Source organism: Nonomuraea sp. KM88, assembly GCF_052245635.1.
Taxonomy (GTDB): domain Bacteria; phylum Actinomycetota; class Actinomycetes; order Streptosporangiales; family Streptosporangiaceae; genus Nonomuraea.
Genome location: NZ_JBQQCC010000007.1, coordinates 428,503 through 439,706, shown reverse-complemented (window position 1 = coordinate 439,706; position 11,204 = coordinate 428,503). Strand labels below are relative to the sequence as shown.

Below are 11,204 nucleotides of genomic sequence, written 5' to 3'. Positions count from 1 at the left end.
CCGCCTGGATGCCTGGTGGACCGGCACTCCTATCCGCGGCACCCGCAACTCTCACCTGGAGCGACTCGGAGCCAGCCTTGGCCTGGCGGCATGAACCCAACCCAATCGGCCAACAGAGTCCTTCAGGGCCGGGAGGATGTCAAGACGCTCAGGTCATGGTGACGGCCGAAAGGGGGCGCGTACCACGGCGACCGGGCAGTGGGCCCGCTGGAGCACGCCGTGGCTCACCGTGCCGAGCACCGTCGCGGTGAGCCTGCTCAGCCCGCGCGACCCGACCACCGCCAGGTCGGCGGCGCTGGACGCGCGTACCAGCGCGGGAACCGGGTGCCGGTCGACGAAGGAGTCCTCGATCGGCACGTCCGGGTACATCTCCCGCCACGGCTCCATCGCCGCCTCCAGTTCCTGGCCGAACCCGGCCCCCGGCAGCGGCCCGTACCCCACGGGGTGGGGCGCCAGCACGGACACCTGGCGGCCGTACACGACCCGGACCCGCGCTCTGCGCGCGTTCGCCTGCTCCAGCGCGTACGCCAGGGCCGCGTCGGCGTCGGCGGACCCGTCGTACCCCACCACGACCTCGCCGCGTTCCGGCCCGGGCGGCTCGTGCACGATGACCGCGGGGCAGCGTACGTGCCCGGCCAGCGCGAACCCGGTGGAGCCCAGCATCAGGCCGGCGATCGCGCCCCGTCCCCTGCTGCCCAGCACCAGGCTGTCGGCGTCGGCGCCCTCGGTCCGCAGCCGCTCGACCACCGCGCCGGTGATCAGCACGGCCGTCGTCTCCACCTCGGGCGCCATGGCGCGTACCCTCTCGACGGCGTCCGACAGCAGCGCCTCGCAGCGCTCGCTCAGTGTCAGGCGCGTGCCCGCCAGCGGCCGCTCCGGCTGCCACGGCTCGCGTACGTGGACGATCCGCAGCGGCCGCCCGCGCCGCGCGGCGTCGTCCGCGGCCCACGTCAGCGCGGTCCAGGCCCGGTCCGTCCCGTCGATCCCGACCACGATCGGTCCGCTCATCGCCGCCCTCCCGTCCGGCCTGTCCCTGTCCCGCACAGCTACCCCGGAGCAGGGAGTCATCCACCTCGGCAACCTCCCGCGGCGGGCCCGCCACCGGCCTTGGCGCACGGCCGCGGGCCCCGGACGGCTCGAGCCGCCCTCCCCCCGCAGAGGGCGGCCCACCCGCGCGGACCCGGGCGGCCGGCGGGACGCGCCGGCACCGCGTGGGGTCAGCGGCAGCCTGTCGCGCCGAACACCAGGAAGTTGGTCGACTCGCGCTCGTCGAAGTTGTCGTCGGAGCCGATCACGAGCGTGCACTCGCCGCCGGCCAGGCGTGGCCCCCAGGCCAGGCTCTCCCAGTTCTGCACCGGGGGCCGGAAGGTGCCGAGGTCGAAGACCAGGCGCTTGGTCACCGCGCGGTACGGGCTCCCGCTCGCCAGTGCGGCCCTCTCCAGCACGTTGGTGGCGTCGCGCAGGTTGATCTCGTAGAGCTTCGCGCGGTAGCCGGTGCCCTCGACCCAGGAACGCTCCAGCGCCAGGTAGCGGGACTCGTCGATGGCCAGCAACTCGGACACGCCGGTGTCCGAGTGCCCCGTGGACGGGACGGGCGCGGCGGGCAGCGGGTCGAGCGGGTAGACGTACTGGCCTTCCAGGGTGCCCTGGCGGTTCCACACGGTCAGCCGCGCGGGCGCGCCGCGTTCGGCCGTCGGCGGCTGCCCGTCCTCGTAGCGCGGGCCCTCGGTCACGGCGCTGATCGTACGCCTGGACACGGCCAGGCCTTCGAACCCGAAATTGCGCCGCGGCCCGGTCTCGGCGGTCGTGAGCCGCAGGTTCTCCGGTAGGGGCAGAGCGCTCGTGTGGCGGCCGCGGTGGTCCATCGAGCGCACCGCCGGGGACGACACCGGAATATCCGGATTTCGGGTGTCCGGTCGATCTCCTTCGTCGCCCCAGAACAGCCGCCGGCTCCACCGGTCGTACCTGATGGACTCCGGATCGGCCGACCCCTGCTTGCCGTAGGCCGGGTACGGTGTCCCGTCGGCCCTGAGCATCGTCGTGACTCCCGTCAGGCGTATTCCGGAGAACGCCCCCGACCGGCGGTCGATGTCGAGCCGCCCGGTGTAGAAGCGGGCGGGGTTGTAGCGCCAGCGGTCGTCGGAGATGAAATACCACGTGTCGGTGCGGGGGTCGCGGTCGATTCCGGACAGACCGCCCACGGTGGTCCCCGCGAACTGCACCAGGTGCGGCACCCGCTGCTCGCCCAGGAAGCGCGTGATCCGGACGGACGCCGGCGGCGCGCTCCCTGCCGCCGCCGGCGGTGCGGCGCTCACCACCATCGCGAACGCGATGGTTATTTCCACTATTTTCCGCGAACGACCCATATGATCCCCCGTAATTTCACCGGCCGTCGAGCGAAATCGACGGAGGACATGAAATCGCGGATCACCAGGGAAGTCCACGGACGCCAAACTCGCACGTCACCACAGAAATCAGGGAAATTCCCCTTTTCCCGGCGCCCGTGCCGCATATCTTCCTTGGATCAAGAAATGTCAGGAAGCGTGAGGAGGTGCAGGGTGCCGTCGCCGAGCACCGCGGCCGAGACGTGCAGGACGTCGGCGTCGCCGTCGGCCTTCACCGCCGCGCCGGCCCAGGCCCCGGCCGCGCTGCGCGACCGGTTCCACACCCCGGACCCGGGCACCACGGTCTGCACCTCCAGCCCGCCGTCCGGCAGAGCGGCGCTCGACAGGGCGGTCACCGACCCGTTGGCGTCGATCTTCACCGAACTGGCCCACGCCCCGGCCGTACTGCGCGAGCGGTTCCACACTCCCGCGCCCGGCACCGCGGTCTGCACCTGGAGCGTGCCGTCGGGCAGCCCGGCGGCCGAGAGCGCGTGCACGGCGCCGTTCTCGTCGATCTTGACGGAGCCCGCCCAGCGGCCACCGGCTCTCCGCGTGCGGTCCCAGACCCCTGCCCCCGGCACCAGCGTCTGCACATGCAGGCTGCCGTCCGGCAACGCCGCCACGGCCACGTCGGAGATACCGCCGTTCGCGTCGATCTCGGTCGCGTCGGAAGCCCAGGAGCCCGAGGGGCTGCGGGTGCGCCCCCACACCGTGCCGCGCAGGCTCTGGTCGGCGACGCCGTAGTACGGGCTCCACACGCGCGCCTTGTAGAAGGCCGCGCCCGTGCGCCTGCGCGTCATGGCGGGCGCGAAGAAGTCGACGGTGTCGGTGCACCAGGTGCTGTCGGTGCACGCGCCCGGCGGCGTCTTGGAGGAGTCGGGCCTGGTCTGCACGATCTGCCCGGACGGCTGGTTGCCGATGGACTTCACCGCGGCCCGGTTGGCGCCGCCCGGCAGGTCTCCGTCGAAGGTCCTGGTGGCCTTGTCGTACAGGTAGGCGGCCGAGCCCGTGGTGAGCCAGAGCTTGCCGGGGTCGGTGGCGTGGCCGTACACGTCGTGCCCGCCGCCGGTCGGCAGGACCGCCCTGCGCTGGATGTCCTCGCGCAGCGTCGGCCGGGCGGTGGTGCCCTCCACGGCGAGCGCCGCCAGGATGTGCTGCCCGGACGCGGGGTCCTGGCCGATGACCCACAACCGCCTGATCGCCGGGTCCCACAGGGCGGCGTGCGCGTCGGTCAGCCTGAACTCGGCGTACGTGGCCGCGTTCGGCCCCTGCGAGGACGCGTACACCCTGACGTAGCCGCCGGTGGAGGCGGCGACCGCGATGTTGCCGTCGGGCAACAGCTCGGCGGCGTGCAGGTTGCCCGGCAGGATCCGTGCCCACTGGCGGACCCCCTCCGGATAGGACACGACGGCCGCGATGCCCCGGCTGCCTCCGGCCGCGACGACGACGCTCTGCGCGCCGGACGGCCTCGTACGCAGCTTGAAGTCGGCGATGAGCCCGAACGCCGACACCTCGTCGCCGGAGAACCGGCCGGGCGTGACGCTCGGCTCCCACGACCACTTCACGGCCGCCGAGCTGTTCCAGTCGGTGACGGCGGGATCGAAGGCCAGCAGTCTCCTGCCCGTCTGGTCCCCTCCGGCGACCCAGTAGTCGCCGGGCGTCGCGGCGGCGCCCCCGGCGGGGACGGCCAGGCCGGCCAGCATCACGGCGACCATCGATAACTTCCGCACGCGCGTCCTCCTTCGACGATGACCCACCGATTATCCGTGGACCGGCCCCGGCGCCCAATGCCGTCGACGCCGCCTCACGCGCCTCCCGCACGCGTCGCCGTCAGGTGTGCGGGGTCAGGGGCGGGTGCCGATGACGGCGGTGGCGTCCAGTTTCTCCGAACGCTCGACACGGGCGCGCAGCCCGGCGCCCGCCACGGCCACGGCGGTGGCCTCCGCCTGGCGTTCGCTCGTCTCGATCAGCAGGTGGCCGCCCGGCGCCAGCCACCGCGGCGCCCCGGCGATCACCCGCCGGGCGACGTCGAGGCCGTCGCCTCCTCCGTCGAGCGCCGTCAGCGGCTCGTGCAGCCTGGCCTCGGACGGCAGCAGGCCGATCGACCCCGACGGCACGTACGGCGGGCTGGCGATGAGGAGGCCGACCCGGCCGCGCAACGACGAGGGCAGCGGCTCGAACAGGTCGCCCTCGTGGACGTGCGCGCCCGGGAGGTTGCGCCGCGCACAGCGCACGGCGGCCGGGTCGAGGTCGGCGGCGTGCACCTCGGCCCCGCCTCCCCCGGCGCCGGCGAGCTCGGCGATCACCGCTGCCCCCATCGCGCCCGTGCCGCAGCACAGGTCGAGGATCACGGGCGGGCCGGCGGCCGCGCGGGCCAGCGCGACGGCCCGGCGGACGAGGAACTCCGTACGCGGCCGGGGCACGAACACCCCCGGCTCGACGACGACGCGCAGGCCGCAGAACTCCGCCCAGCCCAGCACGTGTTCGAGCGGCTCGCCGGCGACCCGCCTGGCGACCATGTCGGCCAGGACCTCGGGGGTCGACGCGGTGGAGAGGAGCAATGCCGCCTCGTCCTCGGCGAACACGCATCCTGCGGCGCGCAGCCTCGTGACGATCTCAGCGGTCTGGACGGGTGACGAGAAAGCAGACATGGAAGCCTTCCGGGATGCCGATGGGCGCTCCCGCGGTCACCTGGTCCCGGTGGTCCGCCTGGCCGGGAAGGGGAGCACCCAGCCTGTCACAGCGGTAATGGGTCTCACCTCCCTGGCCGGTCCGTTCGGGGATGGTCACGCTAGCAGATCCCTGTCGCAAAGGTCCTGTCCGTCCCCTGATCACCGGCCTACAGTCGAGGTGGAGAGCGGAACGGGGGCACGGCATGGGTCCTGTGGTGATCACTGGCGGTTTCGGGCGGGTGGGCAGCCTGGTGCGGCCCGCGCTGCTGGCGGAGCACCGGCTGCGCGTCGTCGACCGGGTGGCCGGGGCGACCCTGCCCGGCGAGGAGTCCATGGCGGCCGACCTGGCCGAGCCGGGGGTGGCCGAGCGGGCGCTGGCCGGGGCGTCCGGGCTGGTCCACCTCGCGGGCGACCCCAGGCCGCACGCGACGTGGGAGGAGGTCTACCGCGCCAACGTGGCGCTCACCCGCCGCGTGCTCGACGCCGCCGCCGGACAGGGCGTGCCGCGGGTGGTGCTGGCCAGCACGGTGCACGCCATGGGCGAGTACAACCGGCCGGAGCACCGTCCGGTGGACCCGGCGTGGGAACCCCGGCCCTGCTGCGCGTACGGGCTCAGCAAGGTCGTCACGGAGAACCTCGGCCGGCTGCACGCGGAGCTGACCGGCGCTTCCGTGGTCTGCCTGCGGCTCGGCTCGACCGGCTACGCGCTGGACGAGGCGAGGTACCTGGGCATGTGGCTGTCCGGCCGGGACGCGGGCGCGCTGCTGCTGGCGGCGCTGACGGCCGGCCCGGGGTGGAGCGTGCACTTCGGCATGTCGGCCAACACCCGGCGGCACTGGGATCTCGCCTCGGCCAGGAAACTCGGCTACGAGCCGCGCGACGACAGCGAGCCGTACGCGGAGACCGCCGGGCCGCCGACGGTGATGATCTGCCGCATCTTCGACGGCGCGGACAACCCGCCCGCGCAGGCCTGAACGGGGGTCAGGCACCGCCTGGTGGCCGCCCGGCGCGGGGCTCAGGCGGACTTCTCGCGCGGTTCGCCGTCGTGGTGGCTGCGCGGCACGAGGGTCGGGTTGACGTTGGCGAGGACCGTGTCGCGGGTGACCACGACGCGGGCCACGTCGTCCCGGCCCGGCACCTCGTACATCACGTTGAGCAGCACCTCCTCGAGGATCGCCCGGGCGGCCCTGGCACCGGTGCGGCGCAGCAGCGCCTGCTCGGCGACGGCGGCCACGGCATCCTCCTCGAACTCGAGCTCGACCCCGTCGAGTTCGAACAGCCTGCGGTACTGCCTGATCAGCGCATTGCGCGGCTCGGTGAGCATCCGCGTCAGCGCCGCGCGGTCGAGCGGCCGCAGCGTCGTCACCACGGGGAGCCGGCCGACGAGCTCGGGGATCAGCCCGTACGCCACCAGGTCCTGCGGCATGAGCCGGGACAGGACGTCCTCGTCCGCGCCGGGTGGCGTGGCGCCGAACCCCGAACGCCGGCGGGCGACGCGCCGCTCGACGATCTCCTCCAGGCCGGGGAACGCGCCGCCGGCGATGAAGAGCACCCCGGCCGTGTCGAGCTGGAGGACGTCCTGGTGCGGGTGCTTCCTGCCGCCCTGCGGCGGGACGGACGCGACCGCGCCCTCGATGATCTTCAGCAGGGCCTGCTGGACGCCCTCGCCGGAGACGTCGCGCGTGATCGACGGGTTCTCGCCCTTGCGGGCGATCTTGTCGATCTCGTCGATGTAGACGATGCCGGTCTCGGCGCGGACGAGGTCGTCGCCGGCCGCCCGGATGAGCGAGAGCAGCACGTTCTCGACGTCTTCTCCGACGTATCCGGCCTCGGTGAGGGCGGTGGCGTCGACGATCGCGAAGGGCACGTCGAGCATTCGCGCGAGCGTGCGCACCAGGTGCGTCTTTCCGCTGCCGGTGGGGCCGGCCAGCAGCACGTTGGACTTGCCGAGTTCGACGGGCTCCGCCCCGGCGGGTGCGCTCAGGCGCTTGTAGTGGTTGTGCACCGCGACCGCGAGCGTCTTCTTGGCCGGTTCCTGGCCGATCACGTACTGATCCAGGAACGCGTGGATCTCCCGGGGCTTGGGGAAGTCCGTGGCGGTCTCGCCGCCGTCCGCGCGTTCCTCGGCGATCAGCTCGGTGCAGACGGCCACGCACGCCTCGCAGATGTACACGGACGGCGGGCCCGCGATGAGCTTGCGCACCTCGTCCTGCCGCTTGCCGCAGAACGAGCAGCCCAGCTGGTTCTCGCGCCTGCCTGTGCGGGTCATCGGGCGCCTCAGCCGTTCGGGCGCAGCGTCACGGGCAGGGAGGCCAGGCGCAGCGTGCCCGGGTCGGGGGTGTACGCGACGTCGCCGGCGAGCGCCAGGTCGGGGAAGCGGCGCAGCAGCGCGCCGAGCGCGGCGCCCGTCTGCACCCGGGCCAGCGAGGCGCCGGTGCAGAAGTGGGGGCCGTGCGCGAACCCGAGGTGACCGGACGCCTCCCGCCGGATGTCGAACGTGCCGGGATCGTCGAACGCGCGGGGGTCCCGGTTGGCGGCGGCGATCGCGGCGGTGACGGGCTCTCCTCTCGGGATGAGCACGCCGCCGATCTCGACGTCCTCGGCGGGGAAGCGCGGGATCGTCAGCAGTTGGGGGCCGCACCAGCGCATCAGCTCCTCGACGGCGCGCGGCATGAGCTCCGGGCCGGCGCGCAGGGCGGCGAGCTGCTCGGGGTGGCCGAGCAGGGTGAGCACGGCGTTGGCGATGAGGTTGGCAGGCGTCTGGCCGGCCAGGACCAGCTGCCAGACCATGGTGACCAGCTCGACCTCGCTGAGCCGGTCGCCGCCCTCCTCCATGACGCGGGCGAGGTCGGAGACCAGGTCGTCGCCGGGCTCGGCGATGCCGCGGGCGACGGCCGCCGTGGCGCCCTCCATGATGGCCGGGACGGCCTCCCGCAGGCCCTGGCCGTGCCCGGCGGCGACGGCGGCGCCGTACTCGCGCCAGCGGGGGCGGTCGGCGGCGGGGATGCCGACCAGCTCGCAGATCACCTCGATCGGCAGGGGCCGCGCGAAGTGGGCCAGCAGGTCGACGGTGCCGTCCGCGGCGGCGTGCCCGGGCAGCTCGTCGAGGAGGCGGCCGGCGATCCGCTCCATGCGGGGCCCGGACGCGGCGGCCTTGCGCGGCGTGAACGCGGGAGCGACCAGCCGGCGCAGCCGGGAGTGCTCGGAGCCGTTCAGCACGGACATGGTGCGCATGTACCGCCGGCAGTGCTCGGGCACGTCGAACTGCAGGTAGCTGTCCACGCTGGTCTGCAGGCGCGGGTCGCTGAGCATGGCCCTGGCCTCCGCGTGCCGCGTCACGGCCCAGAACGGGCCGAACCCGGGCGCGGCCAGCCGCACCACGGGCGACAGCTCACGCACCTGGGAGAACGCGGTGAGCGGGTCTCTCAGCACCGCGGGGTCGCTCAGGTCCATCCGGGGCACCTCGGTCATCGCCGCTCCTCAACCATCCACATGATGACGACATCGGGATGGTGAGAGTATCTTGATACTGGGCGTGCGGCAACGTGAGGACCATTCGGATGCGAACCCGGAAAGTCGTTCGCCGAGGGAACCGGAAGGCACGGACGCGCGGTCCAAGCCATGGGCGACGTTCACGCCGGCGCCCCATCGCGCACCGCCCGCTCAGGTGGCGACGGTGGCCGCGACGGGAAGCCGGCCGAGGCCGCGGGCGGCCCTTCCCGTCCGCCGGCGAGAGCTGGACGCCGCCCCCGCCAACGTCACGACACGCTGCCGTCCAGCACCTTGGCGAGGAAGGCGTCCAGGTTGGCGACGGCGCCAGGCGCAGGGTGACGCCGACCAGGTCGCCGCCGCGCTCGGCGACCAGGTAGGCGCGACCCGGGTGATCGGTTTCATGCTTCTTTCCTTGCGTACGGAATGGCGCTAGGAGGACACGCGCCAGTGGGTGAGCGCGTTGTCGAGCGCGTCGAGGATCTTCTCCCACGATGCCTGCAGATCGCGCGGATGGCCGAACCCGCTGCTCGCCTCGATGGCGAAGAACCCCTGGTACGTGCTGCGCAACAGGCGGATGGCATCGGTCAGGTCGGGCTCCGGCAGCCCGTACGCGCCCAGGTGGGCGTACGTGATGGCCATGATCCGCTGGTGGCCGGAGGACCCGGCGACGGCCTCGGGGGCCAGGACCATCTGGGTGGCCTGGTAGCGGCCGGGACAGTCGCGCGCGAAGTCGCGCCACGCGTTGGCGAACCCCGCCAGCGACTCCTTGCCCGCCCGGCCCGCCGTCGCCGTGGCGAGGCGGTCGGCGAGCTCGCCCGCGGCGCGCACCGCCACGCGGGTGCGCAGGTCGCGCATGTTCTTGACGTGGGAGTAGAGGCTCGCGTCGGCGACGCCGAAGCCGCGCGCCAGCGCGGACAGCGTGATGTTGTCGAACCCGACCACGTCGGCCAGGTCGGCCGCCGCCTCCGTCACCCGGTCGGCGGTCAGTCCGGCACGCGCCATGGGCCACCTCCACTCCGTCAACCTATCCCTCCTAGGTTTTAGCCTAGAGAGGGATGGTTACGCAAGCCGGAGGATCAGAGGGCGGCGGGCAGGACCGGGCGGCCGCGCACACCCGGGTCGGCGGCGAAGAGCGCGCCCGCGGCGGGCTGCTCGCCCCTGTCGACGTCGAGCGCGGAGGTCGTGATGAACAGCCGGTCGAGGCCGTCGCCGCCGAACGCCACCGCCGTGACCTTGCGTACGGGCAGGGTGACGACCGCGTCGAGCCGGCCTCCCGCGTCGTACCTGTGCACGGCCCCGCCCTGCCAGAGCGCCACCCACACCCCGCCCTCGGCGTCCACGGTCAGCCCGTCGGGCGCCCCCTGGTCCGGGTCGACGACCACGAAGGGCCGGCGCCCGCTCAGCCCGCCGTCAGGGGTGTAGTCGAGCACGTCCACGCGGCCGGTTTCGGTGTCGGCGTAGTAGGCCAGGCTCCCGTCGGGGCTGAAGTCGAACCCGTTGGAGATCGTCACTCCTGGCAGCACCACGCGCAGCTCCCCGTCCGGCCCGGCCACGTAGAACGAGCCGCGCCCCGGGGTGGCGTCGTAGGCCATGCTGCCGATGTAGAAGCGGCCGTCGGGGTCGCAGCCGCCCTCGTTCATCCGGATGGAGGGGTCGGTCCACGCCTCGCCCAGGGAACGCAGCGGGGCGTCGAGGTCGTCGGAGTCGGCCAGGAGCAGCTCGCGCTCGGCCGCGACCACGTAGCCGCCGGAGACGCGGGGCCGTACGACGGCGGCGAGCGCCCCCGCGTGCCGGCGGCGCACCCCTCCGCCGGCGTCCAGCGCGAGCACGTCACCGGCGAGCATGTCGACCCAGCGCAGCCCGCCCCAACGGCTGGACCACACGGGCCCCTCGCCGTGCTCGGCGACGGGATCGGTCACGGTGTACGCGGCGACGGTCATGCGGCTCTCCTCAGCGGGATCACGGGGGCGTGGTTCACGACTCTAACGGCGGCCCGCCGCCGGGTCGCGGCGTCAGTACGCCACCGTGAACCTGCGCCGGCGATGCCGGGGGCGCTCGGCCTCGTCGAGGAGCGCCACGGCGAGGTCCTCCATGGAGATCACCGAGCGGCCGTCCGCGCCGACCAGCAGCTCGTCGGCGCCGAGCCGGTAACGGCCGGTGCGCTCGCCCGGCTCCAGCAGCGCCGGCGGGCTCAGGTAGGTCCAGTCGGCGCGCGGCGCCGTGCGGCAGGCGGCGAGCTGGGCTTCGCAGGCCAGCGCGATGGGCCGCCAGGAGGGCGGGAAGTCCGGGGCGTCGACGACGGTGAGCCCGCCCGTGCCGGGCACGGTCAGCCCGGCCGCGCCGCCGACGAGCAGCAGCCGCACGCCGGTCACCGAGACCCCGGCCAGCAGGGACTCGGCGGCGGTCACCAGCTCGTGCTCGCGGCCGGGCGCGGGTCGGGTGGCGCTGATGACCAGATCCTGCCCGGCGCTGAGTGCGGCGACGTCGCCGATGTCCGACGCGTCGCCGCGGCGGATCTTCGCGCCGGAGTGCGGCAGCGGACGGCGGGCGGGGTCGCGGACGACGGCGGTGACGTCGTGGCCGCGCGACAGCGCCTCGGCCAGCGTCCTGGTGCCGACGGCTCCGGCTGCGCCGAAGAGGGTGATGCGCATGGCGC

Annotated in this window: 10 protein-coding genes; 1 reads left to right on the top strand and 9 read right to left on the bottom strand. The window is 73.8% G+C overall.

The features are described from left to right. Nucleotides 1-153: 153 nt before the first annotated feature. The 4 genes from ACTWPV_RS23635 to ACTWPV_RS23620 all read right to left on the bottom strand — a co-directional run bounded on the left by ACTWPV_RS23635 (nucleotide 154) and on the right by ACTWPV_RS23620 (nucleotide 5,035). Nucleotides 154-1,008, bottom strand: coding sequence for a universal stress protein (locus tag ACTWPV_RS23635; protein WP_347644394.1), 855 nt, complete (start codon nucleotides 1,006-1,008; stop codon nucleotides 154-156). A gap of 209 nt (nucleotides 1,009-1,217) precedes the next feature. Then, the gene (locus ACTWPV_RS23630) at nucleotides 1,218-2,345 is read right to left on the bottom strand and encodes an esterase-like activity of phytase family protein (RefSeq protein WP_443153435.1); all 1,128 of its coding nucleotides are present in this window, start codon (nucleotides 2,343-2,345) and stop codon (nucleotides 1,218-1,220) included. Between the two features lie 179 nt (nucleotides 2,346-2,524). Further along, the gene (locus tag ACTWPV_RS23625; RefSeq protein WP_443153434.1) at nucleotides 2,525-4,114 is read right to left on the bottom strand and encodes a DUF6528 family protein; all 1,590 of its coding nucleotides are present in this window, start codon (nucleotides 4,112-4,114) and stop codon (nucleotides 2,525-2,527) included. Nucleotides 4,115-4,228: 114 nt separating this feature from the next. Next, entirely contained in the window at nucleotides 4,229-5,035 is an 807-nt protein-coding gene (locus ACTWPV_RS23620) for a putative protein N(5)-glutamine methyltransferase (protein WP_443153433.1), read from the bottom strand. 224 nt (nucleotides 5,036-5,259) lie between these two features. On the opposite strand from ACTWPV_RS23620, the gene ACTWPV_RS23615 reads away from it, so the two are divergent. Continuing rightward, nucleotides 5,260-6,030 (top strand): NAD-dependent epimerase/dehydratase family protein, encoded by a 771-nt coding sequence (locus tag ACTWPV_RS23615; RefSeq protein WP_443153432.1) that lies wholly within the window; start codon nucleotides 5,260-5,262, stop codon nucleotides 6,028-6,030. Nucleotides 6,031-6,071: 41 nt separating this feature from the next. Here ACTWPV_RS23615 and clpX read toward each other — a convergent pair whose 3' ends face one another. The 5 genes from clpX to ACTWPV_RS23590 all read right to left on the bottom strand — a co-directional run bounded on the left by clpX (nucleotide 6,072) and on the right by ACTWPV_RS23590 (nucleotide 11,199). After that, nucleotides 6,072-7,325: an ATP-dependent Clp protease ATP-binding subunit ClpX gene (gene clpX, locus ACTWPV_RS23610; RefSeq protein WP_443153431.1), complete on the bottom strand. Its 1,254-nt coding sequence runs from the start codon at nucleotides 7,323-7,325 to the stop codon at nucleotides 6,072-6,074. Nucleotides 7,326-7,333: 8 nt separating this feature from the next. Continuing rightward, the gene (locus tag ACTWPV_RS23605) at nucleotides 7,334-8,527 is read right to left on the bottom strand and encodes a cytochrome P450 family protein (protein WP_443153430.1); all 1,194 of its coding nucleotides are present in this window, start codon (nucleotides 8,525-8,527) and stop codon (nucleotides 7,334-7,336) included. 450 nt (nucleotides 8,528-8,977) lie between these two features. Beyond that, entirely contained in the window at nucleotides 8,978-9,550 is a 573-nt protein-coding gene (locus tag ACTWPV_RS23600; RefSeq protein WP_443153429.1) for a TetR/AcrR family transcriptional regulator, read from the bottom strand. Nucleotides 9,551-9,624: 74 nt separating this feature from the next. After that, a complete protein-coding gene (locus ACTWPV_RS23595) occupies nucleotides 9,625-10,488 on the bottom strand; it encodes an SMP-30/gluconolactonase/LRE family protein (protein ID WP_443153428.1) in 864 nt (287 codons plus the stop codon). 72 nt (nucleotides 10,489-10,560) lie between these two features. Then, nucleotides 10,561-11,199, bottom strand: coding sequence for an NAD(P)-dependent oxidoreductase (locus tag ACTWPV_RS23590; protein WP_443153427.1), 639 nt, complete (start codon nucleotides 11,197-11,199; stop codon nucleotides 10,561-10,563). Nucleotides 11,200-11,204: the final 5 nt, after the last annotated feature.